The organism is Streptococcus halitosis, from assembly GCF_027691175.1.
Lineage (GTDB): Bacteria > Bacillota > Bacilli > Lactobacillales > Streptococcaceae > Streptococcus > Streptococcus halitosis_A.
This window is the reverse complement of record NZ_JAQFBD010000001.1, coordinates 241,232-265,467: the sequence shown is the minus strand read 5'-3', so window position 1 is coordinate 265,467 and position 24,236 is coordinate 241,232. Positions and strand designations below refer to the sequence as shown.

At 40.9% G+C, this 24,236-nt stretch carries 31 protein-coding genes and 1 pseudogene; 2 read left to right on the top strand and 30 right to left on the bottom strand.

Annotated features, from left to right (window positions below; translation table 11 throughout):
- Window positions 1–111 precede the first annotated feature (111 nt).
- Window positions 112–696, bottom strand: a complete 585-nt coding sequence (locus PG086_RS01410) for a nucleotidyltransferase family protein (protein WP_070696012.1) — start codon at window positions 694–696, stop codon at window positions 112–114.
- The gene (gene ruvB / locus PG086_RS01405; protein WP_080980700.1) at window positions 677–1,675 is read right to left on the bottom strand and encodes a Holliday junction branch migration DNA helicase RuvB; all 999 of its coding nucleotides are present in this window, start codon (window positions 1,673–1,675) and stop codon (window positions 677–679) included. The genes PG086_RS01410 and ruvB overlap by 20 nt, the downstream gene beginning before the upstream one ends.
- A 257-nt stretch (window positions 1,676–1,932) precedes the next feature.
- Here ruvB and PG086_RS01400 point away from each other — a divergent pair, with 257 nt between their 5' ends.
- Window positions 1,933–2,079, top strand: a complete 147-nt coding sequence (locus tag PG086_RS01400) for a hypothetical protein (protein WP_007519127.1) — start codon at window positions 1,933–1,935, stop codon at window positions 2,077–2,079.
- 135 nt (window positions 2,080–2,214) lie between these two features.
- A pseudogene (locus PG086_RS09700) lies at window positions 2,215–2,376 on the top strand (DUF3553 domain-containing protein); the annotation flags it as partial.
- 704 nt (window positions 2,377–3,080) lie between these two features.
- Here PG086_RS09700 and PG086_RS01390 read toward each other — a convergent pair.
- The 28 genes from PG086_RS01390 to PG086_RS01255 form a co-directional block, all read right to left on the bottom strand.
- Window positions 3,081–4,085 carry a GH25 family lysozyme gene (locus tag PG086_RS01390; protein ID WP_270747421.1) on the bottom strand — a complete coding sequence of 335 codons (1,005 nt, stop codon included), beginning with the start codon at window positions 4,083–4,085 and terminating at the stop codon, window positions 3,081–3,083.
- A gap of 9 nt (window positions 4,086–4,094) precedes the next feature.
- Entirely contained in the window at window positions 4,095–4,373 is a 279-nt protein-coding gene (locus PG086_RS01385; RefSeq protein ID WP_270747420.1) for a phage holin, read from the bottom strand.
- A 15-nt stretch (window positions 4,374–4,388) separates the two neighbouring features.
- A complete protein-coding gene (locus PG086_RS01380) occupies window positions 4,389–4,667 on the bottom strand; it encodes a DUF7365 family protein (RefSeq protein ID WP_270747419.1) in 279 nt (92 codons plus the stop codon).
- Between the two features lie 8 nt (window positions 4,668–4,675).
- Complete coding sequence (locus tag PG086_RS01375; RefSeq protein ID WP_270747418.1) at window positions 4,676–5,311, bottom strand: hypothetical protein; 636 nt, start codon at window positions 5,309–5,311, stop codon at window positions 4,676–4,678.
- Complete coding sequence (locus PG086_RS01370; protein WP_270747417.1) at window positions 5,301–5,510, bottom strand: hypothetical protein; 210 nt, start codon at window positions 5,508–5,510, stop codon at window positions 5,301–5,303. The genes PG086_RS01375 and PG086_RS01370 overlap by 11 nt, the downstream gene beginning before the upstream one ends.
- Window positions 5,507–8,749 carry a phage tail spike protein gene (locus PG086_RS01365; RefSeq protein WP_270747416.1) on the bottom strand — a complete coding sequence of 1,081 codons (3,243 nt, stop codon included), beginning with the start codon at window positions 8,747–8,749 and terminating at the stop codon, window positions 5,507–5,509. Before PG086_RS01365 ends, PG086_RS01370 begins: the two co-directional genes overlap by 4 nt.
- Window positions 8,750–9,472 carry a phage tail protein gene (locus PG086_RS01360; RefSeq protein ID WP_270747415.1) on the bottom strand — a complete coding sequence of 241 codons (723 nt, stop codon included), beginning with the start codon at window positions 9,470–9,472 and terminating at the stop codon, window positions 8,750–8,752.
- Entirely contained in the window at window positions 9,466–12,489 is a 3,024-nt protein-coding gene (locus PG086_RS01355) for a phage tail tape measure protein (RefSeq protein WP_270747413.1), read from the bottom strand. Before PG086_RS01355 ends, PG086_RS01360 begins: the two co-directional genes overlap by 7 nt.
- 277 nt (window positions 12,490–12,766) lie before the next feature.
- Window positions 12,767–13,186 (bottom strand): hypothetical protein, encoded by a 420-nt coding sequence (locus PG086_RS01350; protein ID WP_270747411.1) that lies wholly within the window; start codon window positions 13,184–13,186, stop codon window positions 12,767–12,769.
- 11 nt (window positions 13,187–13,197) lie between these two features.
- Complete coding sequence (locus PG086_RS01345; protein ID WP_247925730.1) at window positions 13,198–13,776, bottom strand: major tail protein; 579 nt, start codon at window positions 13,774–13,776, stop codon at window positions 13,198–13,200.
- An 11-nt stretch (window positions 13,777–13,787) separates the two neighbouring features.
- Window positions 13,788–14,111: a hypothetical protein gene (locus tag PG086_RS01340; RefSeq protein WP_270747407.1), complete on the bottom strand. Its 324-nt coding sequence runs from the start codon at window positions 14,109–14,111 to the stop codon at window positions 13,788–13,790.
- Window positions 14,108–14,455, bottom strand: coding sequence for an HK97 gp10 family phage protein (locus PG086_RS01335; protein WP_084867874.1), 348 nt, complete (start codon window positions 14,453–14,455; stop codon window positions 14,108–14,110). Before PG086_RS01335 ends, PG086_RS01340 begins: the two co-directional genes overlap by 4 nt.
- The gene (locus PG086_RS01330) at window positions 14,452–14,751 is read right to left on the bottom strand and encodes a phage head closure protein (protein ID WP_084881518.1); all 300 of its coding nucleotides are present in this window, start codon (window positions 14,749–14,751) and stop codon (window positions 14,452–14,454) included. The genes PG086_RS01335 and PG086_RS01330 overlap by 4 nt, the downstream gene beginning before the upstream one ends.
- A complete protein-coding gene (locus tag PG086_RS01325) occupies window positions 14,738–15,019 on the bottom strand; it encodes a phage head-tail connector protein (RefSeq protein ID WP_075229533.1) in 282 nt (93 codons plus the stop codon). The genes PG086_RS01330 and PG086_RS01325 overlap by 14 nt, the downstream gene beginning before the upstream one ends.
- Before the next feature lie 2 nt (window positions 15,020–15,021).
- Window positions 15,022–15,312, bottom strand: a complete 291-nt coding sequence (locus PG086_RS01320; protein ID WP_261120351.1) for a hypothetical protein — start codon at window positions 15,310–15,312, stop codon at window positions 15,022–15,024.
- A gap of 11 nt (window positions 15,313–15,323) precedes the next feature.
- The gene (locus tag PG086_RS01315; RefSeq protein ID WP_270747400.1) at window positions 15,324–16,496 is read right to left on the bottom strand and encodes a phage major capsid protein; all 1,173 of its coding nucleotides are present in this window, start codon (window positions 16,494–16,496) and stop codon (window positions 15,324–15,326) included.
- Window positions 16,481–17,071 (bottom strand): HK97 family phage prohead protease, encoded by a 591-nt coding sequence (locus PG086_RS01310; RefSeq protein WP_270747399.1) that lies wholly within the window; start codon window positions 17,069–17,071, stop codon window positions 16,481–16,483. Before PG086_RS01310 ends, PG086_RS01315 begins: the two co-directional genes overlap by 16 nt.
- Complete coding sequence (locus tag PG086_RS01305) at window positions 17,055–18,257, bottom strand: phage portal protein (RefSeq protein WP_270747396.1); 1,203 nt, start codon at window positions 18,255–18,257, stop codon at window positions 17,055–17,057. Before PG086_RS01305 ends, PG086_RS01310 begins: the two co-directional genes overlap by 17 nt.
- Window positions 18,258–18,276: 19 nt before the next feature.
- A complete protein-coding gene (locus tag PG086_RS01300; RefSeq protein WP_270747394.1) occupies window positions 18,277–20,052 on the bottom strand; it encodes a terminase large subunit in 1,776 nt (591 codons plus the stop codon).
- Window positions 20,045–20,434, bottom strand: coding sequence for a P27 family phage terminase small subunit (locus PG086_RS01295; protein ID WP_270747392.1), 390 nt, complete (start codon window positions 20,432–20,434; stop codon window positions 20,045–20,047). Before PG086_RS01295 ends, PG086_RS01300 begins: the two co-directional genes overlap by 8 nt.
- A gap of 110 nt (window positions 20,435–20,544) precedes the next feature.
- Window positions 20,545–20,871 carry an endonuclease gene (locus PG086_RS01290; protein ID WP_042902965.1) on the bottom strand — a complete coding sequence of 109 codons (327 nt, stop codon included), beginning with the start codon at window positions 20,869–20,871 and terminating at the stop codon, window positions 20,545–20,547.
- Window positions 20,872–21,332: 461 nt separating this feature from the next.
- Complete coding sequence (locus PG086_RS01285; RefSeq protein WP_000397549.1) at window positions 21,333–21,875, bottom strand: site-specific integrase; 543 nt, start codon at window positions 21,873–21,875, stop codon at window positions 21,333–21,335.
- A 191-nt stretch (window positions 21,876–22,066) separates the two neighbouring features.
- A complete protein-coding gene (locus PG086_RS01280) occupies window positions 22,067–22,468 on the bottom strand; it encodes a transcriptional regulator (protein ID WP_270747365.1) in 402 nt (133 codons plus the stop codon).
- A complete protein-coding gene (locus tag PG086_RS01275) occupies window positions 22,465–22,800 on the bottom strand; it encodes a helix-turn-helix domain-containing protein (protein ID WP_270747363.1) in 336 nt (111 codons plus the stop codon). Before PG086_RS01275 ends, PG086_RS01280 begins: the two co-directional genes overlap by 4 nt.
- Window positions 22,791–23,042: a hypothetical protein gene (locus PG086_RS01270; protein ID WP_270747361.1), complete on the bottom strand. Its 252-nt coding sequence runs from the start codon at window positions 23,040–23,042 to the stop codon at window positions 22,791–22,793. Before PG086_RS01270 ends, PG086_RS01275 begins: the two co-directional genes overlap by 10 nt.
- On the bottom strand, window positions 23,042–23,242 hold the full coding sequence (locus tag PG086_RS01265) for a DUF1372 family protein (protein WP_270748236.1): 201 nt from the start codon (window positions 23,240–23,242) through the stop codon (window positions 23,042–23,044). Before PG086_RS01265 ends, PG086_RS01270 begins: the two co-directional genes overlap by 1 nt.
- Window positions 23,243–23,298: 56 nt before the next feature.
- Window positions 23,299–23,487, bottom strand: coding sequence for a topoisomerase (locus tag PG086_RS01260; protein ID WP_270747360.1), 189 nt, complete (start codon window positions 23,485–23,487; stop codon window positions 23,299–23,301).
- Entirely contained in the window at window positions 23,487–24,200 is a 714-nt protein-coding gene (locus PG086_RS01255; RefSeq protein WP_270747359.1) for a DUF1642 domain-containing protein, read from the bottom strand. The genes PG086_RS01260 and PG086_RS01255 overlap by 1 nt, the downstream gene beginning before the upstream one ends.
- Window positions 24,201–24,236: the final 36 nt, after the last annotated feature.

Sequence of the window (24,236 nt, the reverse complement as noted above, 5' to 3'; positions counted from 1 at the left end):
ATAAGCCGCCTGATTGGGCGACTTAATTTTATAGGGAGATTATTATGAAAAAGTTTTAGGAGTTTAAGTTAAGTTCCTCTTAACTTATGAACCTAGTATACCGTCCCTAACTTAAATTTTTCTTAAGTTTTTTGAGAAAGTTAGATTTTTCCATTTTTCTTGCCAATTTTTCTTGGACAAGCGTTCTTGATAGAGCTTCATTCGGTCCTCATTCTCTAAGAAGTGAGGAGTTGGGGATACGTGAAAGTTAAAAATATCCTCTAAACCATAAGGCGCAAAGAGCTCTAAAGTTGCGTCGGAATGCAAGCGGAGTCCTATCGCCGTACAGCGTTCGGGATACTTACTCATGGCATCACGAGAACTCGTGTAAGGCGCAGTGTGGGGACTGTGCAGATGCATATAGACCTGATTTTTCAACTCCCACCGATACTGAGGAAAATCTTCTCTCATCTTGTTCTCCAGGGTTACTGTTTCCTCATAAGAAATATCTGGATCAAAGAAAATCACATCCACATCCGTTTCATGATCAAAAGGGGATTTATCTGACAAGAGATTCCAGATGAAATTCCTGACTGAACCTGCCGCCAACCAGGAGTCTTTCAGACCAAGGTTACGAATGATGGGCAAAATAGCCATTATATCTGGATTTTCTCTAAAAACGTCTAGAATTTCTTGCTTATTTTTCATTGTATTCATACCCTAAATGCTCATATGCCTTAGCTGTCGCCACCCGTCCAGAACGAGTTCGCATGATAAAGCCTTTTTGGATGAGGTAGGGTTCGTACATATCTTCTACCGTCTCACGCTCCTCGGCGATATTAACCGAAAGGGTTCCCAGCCCGACAGGACCACCACCGTACATCTCAATCATGGTACGGAGGATTTTTTGGTCCACATAGTCTAGACCTTCACGGTCAACATCCAGCATGGTCAAAGCCTTATCGGTAATGACATCATCGATAACCCCATTTCCCATAATCTGGGCAAAATCGCGCACGCGCTTAAGGAGGCGATTGGCGATACGAGGAGTTCCCCGACTACGCAAGGCCAGCTCAGCAGCTGCCTCGTGGGTGATTGCCATCTCAAAGATATCTGCCGTCCGCTCAACAATCTCCGTCAAATCAGCATGGGCATAGTATTCCATATGGCCTGTAATCCCGAAACGTGCTCTCAAAGGATTAGAAAGCATACCCGCACGGGTCGTTGCACCAATCAAGGTAAAAGGTGGCAAGTCCAAATGAACACTGCGACTGCCTTCACCAGCACCAATCATGATATCAATGTAGAAGTCTTCCATGGCACTATAAAGCACCTCTTCCACCGACATGGGCAAGCGATGAATCTCGTCAATAAAGAGAACGTCTCCAGGTTCCAAATCATTCAAAATCGCTACCAGATCCCCCGCTTTTTCAATGACAGGACCAGATGTTTGCTTGAGATTGACTCCCAGTTCATTGGCAATAACAAAGGCCATGGTTGTTTTCCCGAGACCTGGAGGACCAAATAAAAGAACATGGTCCAGTGCCTCATCCCGCATTTTGGCAGCCTCGATAAAGATTTGCAGCTGGTCCTTGACCTTATCCTGACCGATATATTCACGTAAATACTGAGGACGGAGCGTACGTTCGACTAACTCCTCATCCCCCATGATTTCATTATCTAAAATTCTACTCATGGCTCTATTATATCAAAAATCCAAGCCACAAACAAAAAAGCCACCTGATTGGGTGGCTTCATTAGGGAGATTATTATGAAAAAGGTAAAATAAAATCTTATTAAATCAATGCTTTTGGAGGGTGTCCCCTCCAACTCCCCGACCTCTGGACAAGGTCTATTTTTTTGAAAAAATTTAAAAAAACTTTATCAAAACGCTTGACTTTCTCGGTGTACCGTGATATAATATAATCAAGATAAGGAAAGGAGGTGAGGAAAATGGACAAAGATGATTGGCTCAGATTGGTTGAAAAACTAATTGATAACGGGCCAGCTTACATCACAGCTCTAACTGGTGCATATGCTACATATCACATTTGGAGCAAAGAAAAAAAGCGAAAACCTAGACCTCGCAAGTTTAAGTAATCGCCTTGGGAATAGGGGAGCTACCACTCCCCTCACTCCCTATTATACCATAAAATAGGAACAATACCATGGAAATTTTAATCATAAATATACTGATCGTTTTATTGAGTTATTTTTATTTAAGAGGGCAAAAAGATGAGAAAGCAAATAGAAAAAGTATTAAAAAGCAAAAAGAGCACAAGCGCAATCGCTAAAGGGGCAGATTTGCCTTGGACGACAGTCTCAGACCTTAGAAGTGGAAAAACAAATTTGGACAAAATGTCTTTATTGACAGCAGAAAAATTACAAAAATATGCGGAGGAGCTAGAAATGGAAAACGCAAAACAACTACTTGAAGAAATTAAAAATAACGATGTATCGTATGCTATTGTAAATGAAGATGGAGCAGTTTATTGCAATCTTGGGACAAGTAACATCATGGATATTTATGGTATTGATGGCGAAGATGGCCATTTCTACGGTGTTTATGGTGACGCAGTTGGTGGGCAGCTTGATAGTCGCAACGTCCCTGATGACGTTATTTTGAAAGCTATTAAACTAATGCTAGAGCTTGGCGAACCTGTAAAACGTTCAGAATTGTCTATGGGATCAGATTTCAAACAGACATTTGTAGATGGATATTTTGAGGCAGTCGAATTGATGAAACAGTCTGGTCTTCTTCAGCCTCAGGAAGAAAATGAGAAAGTCAAGGAATGGATTGAGTCTCACAAAGACGTTGTAGGTTCAACAGTTAAACATCCAACATTTGGAACGGGTAAAGTAACAGAAATCAAAGACGGCACAATCACTATTGATTTTGAAGATTATGGAAGCAAATCTCTAGCTCTCAATGCTGTTGTTGAAAGTGATTTATTAGAGTTCTAAAATAATTTATAATGGTTAAAGCAGTGATTTCGGTCACTGCTTTTTCTATTTTGAACAAACAAAAAACCGCAAGCATAAGCCTGCGGTTAAACAATTAGAACAATATTTTAGAAATTTTCCTTTCTATTTTTTAAAAATTATTTAGTGGTAACGATTAGTCCATCAGGTAATACATCAAGAGCTGGTTTGTCTGAACGGCTTCCATCTTCATTGACGTAGTACCAGCCACCTTCAACTTTAATAAGTTCTTTTGAAGACATTTCGCCATTCTCTTCTTTGAGATGGTATAGTTTGTCCTTGTATTGAACCCAGCCAGTAACCATCGCTCCTGAAGCATCAAGATAGTACCATTTACCATTCACAAGCACCCAACCAATGGCCATTTCGCCATTTTCTTTGAGATAATACCACTTACCATCATCCTTCAACCAACGAGAAGCTATTGAATAACCTCTCTCGTCGAAGTAATACCAGATGCCGTCAATCTTTTCCCACTCCTCTTTTGGATACGTACCATTGGGGTATTCATACCACCATCCAATATCATTTTTTTTCCATTTGGGCTTAGCTTCTTCATCATCTAGTAAAACAATGTTCTTGTCATACGGATTTGAAGAGTATTGCCACCATCTTATCCCGTCCATACTTGGGAAATACTCAAAGTTAGCTGTACCATCGTTTAAACCATATCCAGCAATCCATAAGCTATTTGGGAACTCTGCTAAAATCTGCTGATAGTCCACATTTTCAAGCGTGAAAGGCTTGTAACTATAATAAATAGGTTTATACCCAGCTTCGTCAATCATTTGCATAAAGCGTAAACATGCGCTTGTGTTTGCTTGTACGTCCCCACTTGCGTCGTCTTCATAGTCTAGCACCAGATATTGAACGGCTTTCGGTACGTTGTCAAGAAAATAGCGTGCTTCTCTTTCAGCTTCTTCACTATCTCCGCCAAAACGGGCAAAGTGATAGAATCCGATAGGGTTTGACTGCTCTACTTGAGCAGACAAGCACGGATTTAGGTAGCTTGTACTTTCTGACACTTTGATAACCGTGTTAGTTGTTCCCATCTGCTCCAATAGCCCTGTGATGTCGTAGCCGTTGTGGCTGGATACGTCGATGAATAAGTCGTTTTTCTTCATTGTCCTCTCCTAGTTTTGGACTGGCTCTTGATAGTCAAGAGCGCGTTTGCTATCAGAAATTCCTGCAGTTGTTGGGTCTGGAATGATATTTAGGATATTTACAATCGTCAACCCCAAAAGGTAAGGGTTCGCAAAGAATTTGCCAAGCAAGTCTAAAATGACTCCCCAACTGACCAAATCCTCCAGTTTAAGATTGAAATATGCGAGAATTGGCAAAGCTAGTGCGAATGCCACTCGCAATAAAAATGTTTTGTTTTTTAAGTTAAATCGTACTTTCCAGTTAATCATATTTATTCTCCTTTTTTATTGTTTATTCTGAATTAGGTTTTTTAATTCTCTCACGTCCTCGCCAAGTGACTTAACTTGCTCAGCTAGTACTAAGATAGCCTTATTCTGTTCATCGTGGTTATCGAGCCGTTTGTTGGCTGATGTCTTGAATTCGTTCAGATTTTCGATATCTTTCTCTAAAATCGTAAGACGATTCTCTTGTTTGGTTGCTTTATCTTTCATCGAAAAATAAAGACCAATCAAAGGGATAAGGGTAATGAAGATCTGTACGAGAAATCGTTCATATCCTGGCATATACACCTCTACTCTTTCCCTTCAAATTTCCAAGCGACACCAGTTCCGTTTTGTTCCAGGGTACCATTTGTCACAAACGCGCTGACAGGTTCGCCGTTGTATGTGAATTCCTTGTTAAGCTGCACAAGGATGCGCTTGCCTTCACCGTTGGCCTCTACGTGTTCAGGGGCTTCAATGGTAATCAGGTCATGTGGTAAGTAGGTCTTACCAACTTCAGCTAGTGGAATCAACTCAACCAGCTCTTTGTAGGTCGTTCCATAGCTAATATTCTTGCTCATGACAGAGTTCAAAACAAGAACATGAATGACCTTCTGATTCACCTTCGAGTTCTCTTCAGTCTGTTTGACAAGCGCAGAGAGTCTGTCCTGTTCGCTCTTATTGTGCGCAATCTTCTGATTAGCCTGTTCAAGCTGCGCCTGTGTTTTGACAATGGCGCTTCCTGGATCTAGTTCGGCTTTTAGGATGTCAAGCACCGCTTGAATCAAAACGTCGTCTGGTTCGTTCGTGCGGTCGCCTGCAAGCTCACGCATGTTGGTGCTGTAACGATTGCCATCCTCTAAACGGATTTCAATTACTGTCCGGATATTATCGCCCGAACCACGAAGATATGGTTTGGTCGCTAGTTCATAATTGTTAATTGCCATTTGTCATTTTTCCTTTCACTTCTTCAAATTTTGCTTTAAGCTCTTCGTCCGATTCGATGATTCGTTTCATCTGTTCAAGCTCCATCGCAGTTACTGTGTAGAGGGCTTCGAGCGTAGCCGATTGAGTAGCTTCGTTGCCGATTTTTTCACCTAACGACTTAATCGCTAGACTACTGATTTGTTTGTCTTGTTCGTTCATGCTGTTTTCTCCAATTTTTCTAGTTTTTGATTCAATTCTTGAATGGCCTTAATCAAGTAAGGCACAAGTTCAAATGTTCGGTATGAGTATGCACCGTCAGGATTTTTGTAAAATGCTTCAGGAACATATTTCTGGACTTCCTGCGCCATGATACCACAGGAGATAAACTCTATTTTGCCATCGTATTCTTTGCGATAACTGTACGTCTTCAAGTTTTCGATTACATCGAGACCAGAAACTGTACTAGCTTCGATATTTGATTTGTAGCGACGGTCAGAAATTTCCTTGTTCATCGGAATCCAACTAGAACCGCCACCACTCCAAATAAAATACATATAGCCATTTTCGCTAAAGATTTGCTTGTATTGGGGAGAGTAAATCCAGTAACCAGATTTTCCTGAGTTCTCATTGTTGTAGTAGATTTCGCCTGTAACACGCAAGTTGCCATTTACAGTTGGTGTATTCCAAAAATACGCTCGATTATAACAGTACATTTCGCCAGATCTTTTCACGAACCAAGCAAGCGATCCAGGAGCATTCCAATCACTGCCCCAATTCACCCATAATGCCGTTTGCGACCATTTACCATAACCATTACTCATGCCAACAGAAAATTGGTCTCTACCCGTTAACCAGTATACAGATGGATCTTTTTCATGTGTACCAAGCTGGAATCCACCGATTACCCCTTTATATCCTTCTAGCAAAGTTGCAGATACCACGACAGACCTTAGCTTGTTGATGAAGGCCTCTTTAGCAGCAAGCGTATCCGTGAAAATATCGCTTGAGACGAACATCCGAGCCATCGCTTGGTCCATGATTAGCTTGTCAGCTGTGATAGTCCTTGAGCCTATAATTTCAGCGTTAAGCTTAGCGAAATTACCCTCGCCAACAAATAGTCTCTTGAAGTAACCATCAATAGCTGTTAGTTCATCGAGTAAGGTATTACCCTTCAAACGAATTTTTTCAGCTTCAATCAAGATTTGATTGTTAGTCGCATTGATTTGCGAAACGATTGAACCAGCGCTGGTCAGATTTTGAACTGCCCACGAGCCAGTCAGTTGATTCTGAACCGTACGAATCGCTTCGTCCGTGTCTTCGGGAGCTTCTGTGTAAGGTGTTGCATACGATCCTTTTTCAAGTTTAAAGCCTGCAACATATAGATTTGCACTTTGATTAGATCGTTCCACTCGAGGGAAGATGAAGCCGTCCGCAGTAATTTTAAAAGTAAAAGAATAACGCTTCCATTCATTTGTTATAGCAACCGATGTTTCAGATGGAACGCCCCACCCTTTATCAACAGAGCCATTTTTATTAACATAAAAATTTACTGTGTCGCTCTTCCAGTCGCTCTTCATCCACAAGCTGAATGTATAGATTTCGCCAATCTTTGCATCAATTTCTTGTCCAACGCCATTCCACGAATTGTTTTTAAATAAGACATCACATCCTTGATACTTGTCTGCATGCTTCTTCCAGCCATGAACCATATTCTTCCAATCGCCAGAAAAACCTTTTGTACCTTTCAACAAATTTTGACCATTGCTGGCATTTTTTGCAACCTCAACCTGAAACAATTGATTAGTCAATGCCATACGAGCGACTTTATCAGCAATATCCGACTCACTACGACCTATGATCCGTTCATACAGTTTGCTAGTCTCTTGCACTCGCTGAAAGTCGAGCAAGTTAGCTTTGCCAGCTACTTGAGATGTGATACTTGCAAATTGACCATCGACTGTCTGCTTGTATTGCGCGATTTGAGTAGCAACTTGACCATTCGCCGATGCCTTAACTTCTTCAATTCTTCGTTCAATGCCACGGATACCCTCTTGATAAGTGTTCTTGCGAACATATCCGCCAACAACTTCATTTTTCAATTTGGTTATATCAGCAGTTGCCTGCTCACCAATCCGCTTGGCTTCCTGAGCAAGTAAGCTACTTGCGCCAGCGTTTCGCAAGGCTTCTTCAGCCCTGCGTTTGGCTTCTTGTAGAGGGCCATTGTTAAAACTATTGAAGCGCTGGTCAATAGTGTCAGACAGTTCTCTCTTGACTTCTTCAGCTCTGGCTTTGGCCAGTTCAAGACCGTCAGAAATTTCCTGTCTAAGCAATCCAGCCTTATGATCAAAGTCTAAGTCAGCATTTTGAAGAGCCTTTTCAAGGGCGACTTCTTGTGCAGATTCTGTTATTCCAAGGATGGCATCAGCTGCGCTAGATAGCCCACCAGAAGCTCTAGAACCACCAGTTCCTGCCTTATCATCGAAAGTCAGAGAGATGTACTCTTCTTTCAAGGCATCAAATTCATAAGCAATAGCTTTCTTGAATGCATCGACATTGTGTTTCCGGCTCTTGAGGTTGACCGTATCCCCCATGTGAACAACTTGCCCATCAAGTTCATAGGCTTCAATCTTGATAGCATCGGAGACCTTGTCAATGCCCTCATTTGAGAACTTAGCCTGTGCCCACTTCTGCAATTCTTCAACAGTTTTTGCATTGTTGTTCTCATACTCTTTTTCATTGATATAAGGGTATGAGTTGATAAGAGGACTATCTACAGTCACTCTGAGAGTTGTTTCTTTTTCAGAGCCTTCAGGCTTAAACGTCGACTTTGCATGAATTCTTGTGACAACATTCTGACTATTTCTTGTGCGTTGATAATCTTTCAGATTCTTGTGCGTTGTGATGACAACACCACGATTCTCACCACGACTCTTCTTGATAGTCATTGCAAAGTTATCACGAACCAGCTCGCCTTCCCATGTACCAACAATGCTGTGCTTACCGTCCAGCAATACAGAGTACAGAGTTTCTGTTTCAGTCGTATTGAAGGTCCTACGATCCTGGATATCGCTATTGAAAGAAAAATCCCCCAAAGCAGTTTTGGTGTTTTGAACCATGCGAGAAAGAGCCATGCCACAGCTCTGACTAGTCACGCTCATTGGCGTGATAGAACGTTGCATCACATCGTCTGAAATGTGATAGGCTGTGATTTCAAGATGGTCATTGTGCTCAACAGGTTTCTTGATACGAAATAGCTGCGCACCAAGAACAGGAGTCGGCGCTTTTATCAGCATATCTTCTTTGATGAGCTGATAAATACCAGAGTCGGAAATGGGATATTTCACATTTAAGGTGAAATCGCCATTCATCGTCTCTTTAACAATCGCCAAAGTTGCTTCATGAAGTGGCTCCCCGTTCCATCGAACGGTTCTCACATCTTTATTAAGTAGATAAAGCAATTATGCCCACCCCCAAACCGTCTCAATTTCAAGTGATTGAATACCTGGACCTAGAACAACCCCGACATTCTTCACTTTCGCTGGATCAACTGTGATAAAATCCCCTGACCATTTCACTGGCTTCCCTGTTGTCGTTTTAAAGCTAGGATTGTCAGGATTATTGACCATCACAAGCGACTCAGTGAGTCGTTCAAGACGGATGACCTGACCAGCGATTGTAAACGAAGTCTCAGCAGCGCTCTGGCCAACGATTGTGATTTTAGGAAAGGCAAGAGCAGAACCTTGAACGGTCAAAGTCCCACTTCTTGTCAATCTCTGTGTATCGGTTTCCTTAAAGTATTTTGTAGGGTGGCAAGTGAAGGTCGCTTTGGTCATATAAAGACCAGGTTTCACTTCTTCAAGGTCGGTCACATTGACCTTATAACACCAAAGACGAGTTGTTTTGACTCGCTCACTCTCTAGCCAGAACTTCTCACGAATAAACAGGCTCATAAATTGGTTCATCTGTTCTTCAGTAGGTTTGACCAAGTAAATCGTATAAGTTTTTTTGACCAATTCCCTATGTTTGTTCGTCTGAACAATTGCTCCACTAATGCCACCATGCTCCAAAAGAGCTGTCTTGCTGTCTCCCAGAGCGATTGAGGGAGAATCATGGACAATGACTTTAAACGGAAAAGACGATGTTCTCACACCGTCAATCACAAGTTCATTATGTTTTACCATGCAACCCCTCCTCTCAATTGTGTCTTACGTTGCAATTCGTCAGCAATACGTTGAGCCACCTCATCAGCTATCCGACTGATGTCATATTCTTCTCTGACAGTGTTACCAGTAATAGTAATGTTGATGGTCGGTGAAGTTCCACCCATTGTCTGAGCGATACCTCGACCAATGGCTCCAAGTGTTTTATCATTGAGTGGTAATACCGCTTCATTCCCAGCTTCACCACCAACCATAAGATTATTGCCATTCATTCCAAAAATGGTTGGTTTCGTCATGATACCGCCCTTGGCATACCATTCGATGCTGATACTTGGAACACCCTGGCTCAACCAGTCGAGTGGATTGGCTGAACCGCTAACAGAGAAGTGAGGTAGTGGGATATGTGGCCAGCTAATGCTGAAGTTAAACAATCCTTTGATGGCATTGATAGCCGTGCTGACAAGGTCCTTCGCCCCATTGATAGCACTACCGATGGAATTTTTAATCCCATTCCACACGCTTGAAACAGTGCTTGAAATACCATTTAATACGCTTGATACTGTTCCTGAAATCCCATTCCACACACTTGATACTGTGCTTGAAATAGCATTCAAGGTATTTGATATAAATGACTGTATCGCTGAAAAGATAGTTTGAGCCACGCTTTGGATTCCTTGCCATACAGTAGAGAAGACTCCCTTGATGCTTTCCCAAGCACCTGACCAGTCACCAGTGATAATTTGCATGACTGTTTGGATAATGCCAAGAACCACGTTTATCGCAGTCTCAACAACTGTTTTGATGATTTCCCAAGCGGTCGTGATGACCAGTTGAATATTGTCCCAAGTAGCTTGAATGAGTGGACCTATATAGGTCATGACTGTATCTATAACTGCTGAAATAGCATTCCAAACAGTCTCAGCACTTGCTCGAATAAGTTCCTGGTTCTCTGTCCACCAATCCACAACTGTCCCGAATATACTCATGATGAAATCAGAGATTTCTGATACGACTGCATTGATAACTTCAAGAATCGCATTCCAGACTGTTGTAACGACTTCACGAAAACCTTCGTTTGTATCCCAGAGATATTTTAAAGCAATTACTACTCCTGCAACAGCAGCAGCAATCGCTAAAGCTGTTCCAATAATTGGGAGAGCAGCTGTAATCATTGCACCAATCGAAATTTCCAAAGCAGTTGCAGCCGCTTGTAGTGTTAAGAATATAGGGACAATTACACCTACAATAGCCACGACAGTCCCCATAACCACTACAAACTCTTTAATCGGTCCAGGTAAACTGCTAAACCATTCAGCAAGTCCCTTGACAACATTTCCTAACATTTCAAAAATAGGAGCTAAGACTTCTGCAATTGCAGCACCTAGTTCAGACATGGCCAAAGTAGCTGAATTTTGAGCTGTCTTAAATTTGTCAATAGGATCAAGCGTAGATTCGTATGTTGAAGATACTAGTCCTGCTGATACTTGGGATGTATAGCCTAATTCTTCAAAACTTAGTGCTCCACGTTTGATTGCGTCAACCATTTGAGGAGCTTTTTTTGCTCCAAAAATTTCCATCGCAGTGCTAAGAGCTTCTGTCTCGCTCTTACTATTTTTGATAGAATCAATGGTTTCTTTCAACCCCTCTGTCATAGATTTACCTTTTTTGGCATAAGCTCCCGCAGCCTTTGTCAAGCCTGATAATGCAGCAGATGAATCAACGCCATGTTGCTCCAATTGGCCGATAAGAGTGACCGCTTCTTCAAAACTTAGCCCTAGCAACTTAATTTGAGGTGCCCCGTCAGTTGCTTTTTTCATCAGGTCATCTACCGAAACACCTGTAGCTTGAGCCACGAAGGTAGTAGAATCTAAAACAGCAGATAAATTTTCGACAGACAATCCATAAGCTTCCAATGCTTGTTTTGATTGTATGGTCGCATTAGTTACATCGGAACTATTTATTTCTGAAAATTTGATAACATCCTCTGAAGCATTTTTCAATGCTTCTCCGGTCAATTGAAATTGTGTGTTAACTTCTCCCACAGCATTTCCTACAGTTGAGAAGTCCGTTGGTAACTCTGTCGCAATATCATTTGCGATTTTTTGCATGCCTTCAAGTGCTTCACCACCAGCACCAGTTTTGGTGACAATGGTATCCATACCCTCGTCAACTTGACGAAAGGCTTCAAGAGCACTCTTCCCGAAATCAACTAACTTTTGACTGATATCTGACAGTTTTTCAGAAAATTGATTGAGCAATTCAGCTTTTAAGAGATTGTTTGTCTCGCTTAAGGTTCCGCTCGCTTGTTTGCCAGCATTCCCAAGGTTACTCATCTCTTGAGAGAGATTCGAGTAAGCTGTTTTAGCTTGGTTCAACTGAATTTCCATTTTATTGGCTTCAGCTGAATTTTCACCATACTCTTGCTTAGTAAGAGCTAGTTGCTTTTCTAGATTTTCAATCTGCCGAGCAACAATATCAGATTGAGCTCCAATTCTTTTCTCAGCAAGCGCCAACTTGTCAGCTTCACTGGCGTTAGCACCTAGCTGACTTTCTTGCAATTTGAATGAGCTAACTACTTTTTCGTTCTCACTAGCCAGTTGCTTCTGCTCATTTTGCAATTCTTTTAATTGGTTCTTGTTGTTCTGAGTAGCACTCCCATTCTCAGTAAGCGCCTGGTTCACATTTGCAAGCTTACCCTCATATCCTTTTAGGACGTTTTGAGTAACTTCTACCTCACGTTGAAAAGCACGGTACTGGTCAGCACCGATATCACCATTTTTGAATTGCTGCTCCACCTGAGACTGAGCTTGTCTCAAGGTTTCTAGTTTCTCTTTGGTCGTCGAAACTTGCTTTTGCAAGACTTCTTGCTTCTGAGTCAGGAGCGTTACGTTCCCTGTATCAAACTTCAAGGCCTTATCAATCTGTTTCAACTCCTGACTTGCATCAGTAGCAGCCTTATTGACATTTTTCAGCGCCTTCTGTAAGGGTTGCGTGTCGCCATCGATTTCAATTTTGATACCTTTGATATTTCCTGCCATATTTCCTCCTTTCTCAAAAAAATAGAAAAGCGCTGAGAGAACTTCTACGACTGATAATGCAGTCAGGGCAAGGAACTTGACCTCAGAATCACTCTCTCAGCACTCATTTTTATTTAAAAACTGTCAAAATCAGCTTGCGTGGCTTTCCGTTCGCCACCCTTATCCTCGCTCCGCAGATTTACATAATCCGTCTGATAATCCAGAGCCATTCCGATTGAAATATGCTTTAAATCATCAATAGACAGACCAGTTTCTTTACAGCAGGATAAGTAGGACTCTACTGTAAAGATTTCTTCGCTAGCCGATTCTGATTCATCTGGTGCTTTTTTGTCGTCATGCTCGCATTCAGCATTTCCATCAGCACAGGACCAACTTCCTGAATAGGAAAGACTTCCATTTCCATGAAGAATTGTTCATAAGGCTTGATGTGAGGATTTGCAGATTTAGCAAAGGTCCAAAAAAGACGGTTGAAAAAGGTCATATCAAACTCTTCTAGCATTGAAATGTCAATGTCAGTCGCTGTCAATTCTTTTTCAGCTTCCAGCTTGTTCAATTCATTCATGAATGATTGATTTTTCAACATCGAGAACAAATCTTGAAAATAATCTTTCCCAAATTGTTGCTTGTAGGCAATGGGAGTATAGCCATTGGTCCCCAGCTCATACTCCTGATCACCAACCAAAACGATTTTACGCATAGATCTTCTCCTTAAGCTGCAACCGCAGTAGGTTCATACACTTTCTTGAACCAGTTGTCATAGATTTCCTTACTATCAGCTGATGTGATAGAACGTTTAACAACCGAATCGAGAGGACGAGGACTTGCTTTAAAGCCAAGTTCACGCTCATTGACGTTTGTACCGTTCTTGGTTTTTGAGCCATTTCCTGGACGGCTCGCTGAACAATAGTAAAGAACATGACGTGTTTTGTTCTTGTCCCCTGAAAATTCAAACATCAAGGCAAATGATGTGAATTCTGCATCAGCTTTTTCAGTCAAAACACCCGTCTGAGCATCTTTGATTTCGCCCAAAATCTTAGTCGCAAACATTTCAATAATGTGAGAGATTTTGAATTTCCCTTCATATCCTTCATTTGAATTCATGAAGTGATAATCAATATCATCTGCTTTGATTGGTGTTGATTCACCCTTTGGATCCAATGTCAATTCCATTGCCCCAGGGAAGCGGAAAATCTCATCGTAAGCAATCACTCCATCTGCACCAATTGATTTGATTGGCGCAACGTGAACATTTTTTAAACCAAAGGTTACTTTGTTTTCTTGAGTCATGTCATTCCTCCTTAGTATAGATAGACTGTATAAGACTTGACATAGAGTCTTTCAGTCTCAATAAATGTTTCTTCTTGAACTTCAAAAAAGAGCTCGTGGGTTGCCCACAGCTCTTCCAGACGTTCTTCCAAATCTTCATCCTTACTCTCAAAAGCCAGCTCAACTGTCACGCTCTTAATCTGATGATTAACCGTGTTGTCAGCTGCATTGATGGCTGGACTCGATTCATAATAGACCAGGTAAGGTAAGTCAGGAGCGTTCCCAGTTTTAAACGCTCGATAAGTGACAGGCAAGTTTGTCTGTTCCAAAATAGCAGCAAAGTCTGATAGCTTCATTTTCCAATCTCCTTGATTCGCTTCTCAAAGTTTTGAATTGCTTTTTCTTCAGCGGGTTTGATGTGGACGATACCAGCGACACGACCACCATTTCTTGAAAGGTGCCCATTCTCAAGTATGTGAGTAAGACTTGCAACTGCGTTGAAGATAACAAAAGAGCCATTGGCCAACTTCTTCTTTTTCCAACTTCTACGATACTTTCCGTATCGTTTCGGACTTGTCTCTTTCAACTCATCCACAGTCTCATCAGCCACCTGTTCTGCAATCTTATCCACTTCTTCAGTAACCTCATCAGAGTAAGCTGCAAGCTCTTTCGCTATCAAATCTGCAAGGTCATTACTCATTTCAAGACCTCTGACAAAGTCAACTCTAAAATTTCAGAATCGATAGGATAGGTTTTCAAGATACGATATTGCTTGCCTTCGAACTTCGCAAACTCTTGATTCTCATACTCAAAATTTCGAATCTCAACGACCAAGCTCGGTTTTAGACCTGCCTGATTTGCTTGATAAAATTCAGAGCGAGTAACCCTCTTTTTGCGACATAAGAGAATAACTTCGACATCTTCAGAGATTGGTTGTAGTAACTTATCCTTACCTGTTACTTTTTTAGAGATCAGCGTGATTTCATGATTCCACATTCTTGACCTCTTTCTTTGATGCTAGTTGTAAATTATGCAGTCGCCATTGAAGGTGACGTGGCATATCCACCCCACCCTCATAGCGATAAGCAGCATAGTCAACGATAAACATTTCATGGTCAGCACGCTCACCAACAAGCTCGATACCGAGGTTATCGGTCAATTCAGTGATGACACTTGAAATGATTTTTTTTAACGGCTTGTCTCTCAAGTCGGTTGAAATACCCAACTTAAGCTTCAGCAATTCTAAAAGCTGACCTTCGTTCATGTTTACTCCTCAACTTCCTTAGCAGGCTCTTCAGCAGTTTCCTCAACTGTTTCTTCCTGTTCAACTGCGGGCTCTTCTTTCACTTCTTTGGTTTCAGGAGCTGGTTTCTTAGGTTCATCATCTCCCAAAACGTCAAGGAAGATGGAACCAGCAGTGTTGGCACCAGTCAAAAGGCCATTGGTAAAGCTATCTGTGGGCTCATATCCCTCTCGAGGAAAGATATCGCCAACAGCGTAGTCATGTTTTTCAGGATCAGACAAGTCCTTGAAAGGACGAATTACTTTATAGCTCATACGCTACCTCCTTAAGCTACAACATCAGTATAGGTTCCGAAGAATCCAGCTTCTTCATCTGCTTTCTTCACATCCAAACGGATAAAAAGCCCAAGCAATTGTCCGTAAATGTCATTATTCACCCATTTAACGGATACTTGAGAACGGTCAAACTCTTTGACGAACTCAGTAACATCTCCGATGAAGAATTTCATGTCCCCTTCGTTTCCAAACACTGTGTCATCTACTTTGTAGATTGTTTTCCCACCAAATGAATATCCAGTAGGTGAAGCTACATCAGTTTGAAGCATGTAGCGTCCATCTTTGTCCTTCACCTTGTCTAGTGCAGCAAACATTGACTTAGTTACAACGATGCTTGCTTTGTAAATTGATTTAAGCTTCTTGTTGTAGATATCTTTAATACCATCAAATCCAGCTGCATCTGCTTGGGTAGCTGTTTTGAGGACAGCTGTAACTAATGACAATTCAGTATTTTCACCTTGATTGAACACTTCATCTTCAACAATGGACATGATGTCATAGTCTGCGTCGTCAATCATTTCTTGTGACACAGGGACATATCCGCGGTAAGTCTTGATTGAATAATCAATCTCGCTGATTGCTGGTTTTCCGAGTTCTGGATTTGCTTTCAATTCATCTGTTGAAACCATTACACCATCCGTTTTCTTGATAACTGGATATTTACCAGATCCACTGTTAACTTTAACACGTTCCACAAGATCCAAAAGTGGATTGCGTTTTTTTTCAAGGAAGTGAGGTTTTAGTACTTCAGTCGGGATTAGAGCTGCACTTCCTGAATCAGTAGTTTTCAAGCCTACGATGTCACGAGTTTGACCAGTACGAATGTATTTAGCAATTGCGTCACGTTGTTCCAATTTCTGTCCTCCACGTTTTTCTTGACTTGGGTAAGTCGGGGCTTTGCGATTCAATTCTTCAACTTGATTTTGCAAATCTTCGATTTCCTTTTCAAGTTGTTCTTTTTCTGCCAATTTTTCATCCAATTCTTTTTGGATGTCTTCCAGGTTCTTTTCAACTGTTGAAACTTCTTCATCATTTCCAGCTTGTTCCAATTTCTTCGCTTCAAGTTCAGAGCGTTTGTTCAATTCTTCAATTGATTGTTCAAGCTCTACCACTTTTTCTGCTTTGTTGCGCATACGAGCGCCTAAAATCAATGATTTGTGCATAGGTTAAATTTCTCCTTAATTTCTTTCTTGCGCTTGTCCAGCGCTTCACGATTAGCACGCTGTTGACTTTCAAAGTCTTTCTGTCGTGCAGCAATTTCCGTTTGCGGATAGGCTGGGAAAGTACATGGACTCACTTCAAAGATTTCTAATTCTAAGATAGTATCCAAGTACGAACCATCTGCTTGCTCTTCCGTATTGATTTTGATTGGGATGAAACCAAAGCTACATCCAATCACATCGCCACGCTGAACACGCGCATAGGCTCCAACAGCTTGCGGATCATCTTTGTTGATGATGATATCACCGTAAAGTCCGATTTCATCAACTCCCAAAGTGACCGTCCCATTACCAGTACGACCAAGCACTAAACTATCATCATGGTTAAACAATGCCCTGATGTCAGCTCCTTTGATGGCTTTTTCAACACCCTCACGTTTAATTACCTCAAAATAACCCGGCCATAATTCAGTAACTTCATTGAACTTGATAAAGTACCCGCTCAAAATCAAATCACCAGTTTCACTTTCTTCTCGTGTTTTGAACTGAGCAGTACGATAACTATTCCGTTTGTTCATTCTCTTCCTCACCTCCTTTCAACTTCTTCTGGTCACCAAGTCTATCTTGTGGGATATAGTTTTCAAGAGCGAGGAGCTCATCCATATCAGGATCAGGCGGCATCCCAAGCCAATCCCTCCACTCGTTTCGACGCATTGCCATACTTTTAGTCATCTGTTCAGCAACTGAAGACAATTCTGTAATGTCATACGAATAAAGCGAGCGAGCATTAAGTTTGAAATACCGATTATTTGAGACAAGTAAGTCTCTCGTTAATGTCTGAGTGATTGTTGTGGCGATGCTCATGACTGTTGTATTGACAAAGTTGTTGTATTCTTCTTTGTCAAAGCTACCAACTCCCAAAATAAAAGCTGGCACTCCCAAAAGCCCAGCAACTGTTTTCTTGTCAATTTCAACAGATTCATTGATAGCAATATCTTTCAAACTTAATGGCTTGACCTGTTCAACCTCTAGTAAAGCATCAGGGATAATCCACGGCTCACCAGCTTGACTAGTGCTAAGATATTTCTTAGCGACCTGGTCACGTCCCTCTTGTGTTCCTAATTCCCCACTAGAAGAATCAACCTTAACAATCAAGCTAGGAACATTTTTGCCACTCATAAAGCCCTTTTTGATTTGGGTCGCAAGGTTTAAATTCCTAACAATATCCCTCAGAGCAAGCCTATATCCAGTCCCTACAAATGGATTGTCTGGATCTGGGTTGATTACAAAGTGCACGATTTCGCTTGGGTTGTAGTCAATACCACGATAATTCACGATATAACCAACATCATCACTTTTGAAATAGACCTCACTCATTGCGAATGGTCTCAAGTTCAAAATATAATCATTCACAGGATCATACTCAACATGAAGAACTGAATTTCCGTCACCAAATAACAACAGGTCACGCACGATCTTGAAAATCCAAGTCTTGCGAGTCATGTTGTCGCATGGATTTACATCAATCTTCCGAGCCAATCCATCTTTTATTCGAACATCGCCCTTGTCAGTATTCTCCATCAAATGAATGGTCATATTGGATACCATGTCAGCAATCTTGTTGACCGCAGCAATCACATCAGGATTGCGAGCCAGTGGCACATAGCTATCACCGTCGATATAAAGACCAAAATCTGAATGAGTGATAACATTCGTTCCGCTTCGACTCTTACCACGTTTCAAAATTCTATCTAAAAGCCCCATCTTTCCTCACCTCCTTTCTCTAATCAAAGAAGCTCATCACATCGCTATTCTTACCAAGATTAGCAAGAGCTTGAATGCAAGCAAAAACGCTGGCATCAAACAAGTCAATTCTTGCAGTACCACCGTCACCGTCTAATTTTTCATATTGCACAGCGTCATCCACCTTTTCAATCGCTCTAACGTTGCTCACACAGTATTCGTAAGCATCAGAATGAAGATAGTAAAACTCTTTATTCTTAACTTTGAACTCAATCCGTCTAAATCCCTCTGATTTCAGATAGAAAAGCTGAGGTTGGTCAATCATCTTGAACCGAGCTTGTTTCATCTTGGTCAGGAACTCACGTCCAAACTTCCTATCCATTCCGACAGCAGCAATCTTAAACCCTTTCTCCCTCATCTTAATGAACCATTTGACAATATCATCATAGAGGACGGTCGGAGTGTTGCTCATCGTCAACCAACCATCAGACTGCCACCCAAAAAGTGGAATGCCATCATCATTGGCCTTTTTCTGAGCGTTGACACGAGGGAAGAAAGCGTGTGTGATGCAGATATCAACATCTTTCTCACCATCATGATAGACACCATAGAGGGCGGCTGCGGTCAAGTCATGCAACCTTGACAAGTCAGCTCCACCATACCACTGGATAGGCAAGCGTGCCAGTTCTTCCAAGGTCCAATCATAGCAACTGTCTGAAGCAATAAACTCATCAGGATTGAAATAAGCGTTCATTGAGTTTGTAAAGACATTCAAAGTCTTATTGAAGAACTCATTCCTAGTCTGTGGATCATTCATAGCCTGCTCAGCTTCAGCTCTCAAAGCAGGCATGGACACCGTGACACCCCAAGATGGATTTGCCATCTTCAAAACATTATCATCAAGATAGTCACCAACATCGCCATCCGTTGTCTGATTGGCTTTACAAATAAAGATAAATAAAGCCTCATCCTGTACCAACTGCTTGAGCACTTTCTGACAGTATTTCAAGCGGTTAGCAAGAAATCCAGTAGGAATATCACCAGCCGTTGAGATAACAAAAAGCATACTGTTTCGGTATGCTGACATTGTTTTCTTCATAAGACCATACTTCTTACTATTCCTCATCGTGTGAGCTTCATCGATGACCGTGACATTGCCATTGAGAGAGTCCAAACGGCTCTCATCGTTGGCCAAGGCCTGAATATAGAATGACCCGTCATCTCCAAAATTAGCTGTGATAGAGTGTTCTTGGTTATTGTCCTTGATACGGATAGATTTCTCATTCCATCGTTCCACGTTGAACTTGATGAAATTAAAGGCTTCCAGCGCTTGCTTGACAGAGTTGGCCACGATATAGCATTTTGAACCACTATCGGCATCCAAAATCTGATAAAGCAAAGCAATAGCAGCAGTAAAACTGGTCTTGCCGTTTTTCCGTGCCAGCATTATCAAGGCTTCTTTGAACCTACGCTCGTTCGTACCAGCGTGATAGAACCCAAAGAGATTGACAACCGTGAAATGTTGCCACGGTTGCAAAATCAAAGGTTTGTTACGGATAGACATGGCAAACATGTCATCTCCTTGCTGATGAACAATTGAGTTCTCAATAAAGTGAACGGCAAAATCCACTATATCCTCATCAAGCTCATATTCTGGATTTTCCAAATCCCTCAAAAAGCGTTCAGCAGCCAAAATCCGTTCTTCGTTATGTTCCTCTTGATAGCTCAGGACATAATCAACATAGGCTTTAGCCTTTCCAAGATTGGTTGTAGCGTGGCGAAAATCGGCAAAACGTTTTTCAAAGTCTTTATCCATCTTTCACTCGCTTCTTTTTCAGTTCATTCTTAAACTTCAGGACCTCAGTAAGAACTGATTCACCCTCTTGTTCTACTACCTCACCGAGAGACTTCGGATTCATCATCAGCTGATTAGAGTAGCTGAGAATGTCTTTCCTCAAAATTTCCATCGCTGTCAAGATTGGAACTTTACGCTCGTTCTCTGCACCAGCCTTATTGACATAGGTGTCTGTTATTGGATAACCCATGTCAGCATAATCTTGAGCAAGTTTCTGATACTGATAGAGCATTCCTGCAAAAATATCAATGATCATTTCGAACTCTTTACGATAAGTGCCCAAGTCTTTCATCTGCTTGACTACTTTTGACTTAATCGACTTTGCTGTAATTGGTTTAGCCAAAAACTACCTCCTTTCGTCAAAATCGCTTACTTTTTACCCCCTTTTTGTTTGAAGGCCCCCGACTTGGAAAAAGTTCCCTTCACCGGTACCCTACTGGCCAAAATGAATTTTTAAAGAGGTGGGGGGTATCCATAAAATTCTTCAAATTCCTTTTTTCTCTTTCTTTGCCAAAATAATCCTTGATTGATAATCTTATCATTCTTTCTATCGTGAAATGTATTGTGTTTCTTGTTTGTTAGTGGCAAACAATTCCACTCAACGAATTCAAGTTCAGGATATTCAGATACAGGAAAGATATGATGTACCATTTCAGCTGCTACTGAAATTCCATACCTCAAACTTTCTTGACAAAGATAGTCGAACTTCCGCATAATCTTATCACGGAACTTCTCCCACTTCTTAGATTTCAAGGATGGTCTGATAGGTTTGTTATACATCTCAAACCTCCTTTCTCAATGCTAAAAGGGACAGGCCAGTGACCTATCCCCTCTCATACAAGAAAACCATGCTACCATAATAAACCTTTTTTTGTGAGACTTCAAGATGTCTTTTGTCTCATTTTATTTTGTTTATAAAATCATAGGCCAATACAAAAACAAATACGAGTGGTAAGAAAAGAAATATCAATCCATTCTCAACTAACTTTAATACATCACTTTTCCCCCAATCAAAAATAACGACTAAAAAAATTAAGGTAAAAAAATAGACAACTAGATATCCTAAAAATAATCCCAATGTTACATCCTCCATCTATACCAATTTTACCTCTCACTTTCACATATCTTATATTTTGTTAAACTCGCTCTAAATCTCAAACCCTTACGAATCATAGGTTTTAAAGCGTTTCATTTTTTTAGTTTATGCTTAACTCATTATGTGAAAGTAATATCTAAAAAAATTAAATGACAAAGTTTCGTAAAGCATCATCAAGCTCTGCTTGTTCTATCCCTATGTATCTCAATGTGATTGCAGGTGATGAGTGATTGAACATTTTTTGTAATGTCCCTACGTCCTTTGTCTTGTTGTAATATTTATAGCCGAATGTCTTTCGCATTGTGTGTGTGCCAACATTATCAATGCCAAGTTCTTCAGCTGCTTCATGTATGATTTGATAAGCTCTCTCACGAGTGATCGCTTTATTCTGACCTTGCCTGCTCTTGAATAAGAAATGATGAAATGGTTTGCCCTCGACATATCTCCTCATTTCTTTCTTGAGTTCTTTTGTCATCCGTCTTGTTATCTGCTTGCCAGTCTTCCGTTCTCTCAGTTTGATGTGCCAGCCTTGAACATCTTTAACTTTCAAGGTAAGTATATCTCCGACTCGCAAACCAGTATTCAGGCCTGTAATGAATAGCATATAATACATCTCATTCCACTCTCTGAGATAATCTTTCATTGCCTGAATGTCGTCATTATCTTTTATCGGTGATACAAATTCCATATTCTACCTCCTTTCCCAAAACAAAAAGCCAGCATTTGCTGACTCTTGACGATACTTCTGTTGGACAACTTTTCTGACTAGAATTAAGGATGACTCCTAAAGTGTGATGTGTGTTTTTGTTTCAGAAGTTCATGCTATCATAATAAACCTTTTTTTGTGAGACTTCAAGATGTCTTTTGTCTCGTTCTTGTTTACAACTCACCTTTCAGTATAGCATACTGTTCTAAGATAATCCTCCTCCTTCTATAAATTGTGGCTTTGCTCATGAATTTCTGTTCTGCTATTTCTTCCCATCTCAGTTGAGGATATCTCCAGCGAAGATTAAAGATTTCTTTATCTTCATCAACTAGATTGATCAAGAGTTTGTTAATAATAGCTTTGAACCCTTCGAGAAATTTTAAGGTTGGATCATCTGCGATTCTGATTGCGATAGTTTCGGTAGGTTTGCTTATTCCTACGCTGGGCCCACTTTGAGAATCTGGATTTCGAGTTTCTAATTCTAGCCTTCTCAAATCTATTGTACGTTGAACGTTTTGAAATTTAAAAAGTTCCCTGTCCAATGTTTTGAGGTCTTCGTCGCTCAATTTCTTCAAATCCTACCTCCTCGAAATCTTCGTGACTGCTTCCACTTGATAAGCTTACCGTCGTTGTTGTTGTGATAATCTGGCAATCTTGCCGTTGGGCTCTCTTTGTAGACCACTTTTTCAACAACCTGGACTCCAGGTATTGTTTCGTCATCTATCCACCCAACAAGCCAAGCAGGATTTACATCATAGGTTTTAGCAATCATTTCAATTTGCTTAATTGATGGATATCCACCTCTCTCATACAAGTGAATTGTGTTTTGAGAAACACCTGTATCCCTAGCCATATCTTTGACAGATATACCTAGGTCCTCTCTAAGTTGTTTCAATCTTAGCTGCATCTTGCTCTCCATTTTCTAGTATTAGCCTTTATGAACTCAGCCTGCTCTTGCATCTGCTTCCATTCATAATCCATGATGATTTCAAGTTGATTGTTACAAAGACCTTTTAAGAAATCATTTTGAGCTTCTAACTTCTCAATATCCTTATAGGCCCTTTCGTACAGTTCATCTTCCAGAAATCTAATGCGCTCTGCCATTGCTTCCTGAATGATGATGTAAGTTGGTTTCTTGTACTTTACCATCACAATCTTACCTCATCCCCAACTTTCACTTTCTCATACACGTCCTTCGTAACTACGAAAATACCGTAATCACGAATTGTCAGCGTGTATAGTTTGCCGTGTCGCCCTTTTTCGACGACCTTACCGAATATCTCTGCGCCTTGATTATCCGCCTTGTAGATAACCATCGGGCGCTTTTCTTCTAGTTCTTTAATGTGGATACTTTGCTAGATGTTCAATACAGCAGACAATAATATCCAGATTGCGATAAATCGTTTCAATTTTCATTCTCCTCCGCAGCATACTGCAACCATACTAGGCACTCGTATAGATCCCTTGCTTGCCTTTTGATGTTGCTTAATGATTGACTGCTCAATTTATCATCATTTTGTAAGACTTCTATCTTGAGATTTGAAATAGCAGCAGATAATTCTTTTTCTTTTTTTAAATTTTCACTACATGACATCACTCCACCTCCTGAACTTCCACACCAGGACAATCAAACACCCAGCCGAAGCCTGCTTCTTCTAGTTCTTTGCGTGTGTGGTGTGTCCAATAAAGTGAGTTTTCTTCCCGGTCTAAGAAAAGCCATTTGTTTGAATGTTTCTCACGGTTCAAAGTTTCGTGATTTCCACAAATGCCTTTCACCTTTACCCGGTATCTCTTCTCTTCCTCGACCTCGTAGCCGAAAATCCAGGCTAGCGCGAATGTTTCTTGGTTGTCTGAGTCTTCAAAGAGCCAACGAAAAACGCTTTTGCTTTTTGCTTCTTCAGAACAATATAATGCGTGAGCTAAAGTAATCTCCCTGACTTTGCAATACTCAATCCAATCCGCTACAAAATGCGAAATCACTGGTTTATTCAATTCTTGTCGAATCTCAGCAGAAACTTTCAATTGATTGCCAACCCATTCTCCCTCAAATTTGCCTTGATCGTAGCCCTCACGATATTTCATTGAACCGTAGTCGTCCCCTAATTCTTTAAGGATATCATTAAGCCATCTAGTCTGTGTCGTCGGATCAAACCCTCTGATTCGACGAACGACATCTTTTAACTTGAACGGCAACGGTTCTGGTTCATCTAAAGACCGTAAGTCTTTCAAAACCAAATCAACCGAAGTCAGTTTCTTCTTGCTAGCTTTAAATTTTTCGTATCGTTCAATTAGTTCCTTAATATTCATTAAAATTCCTCACTTTCAATTTTTCTGATATCAACA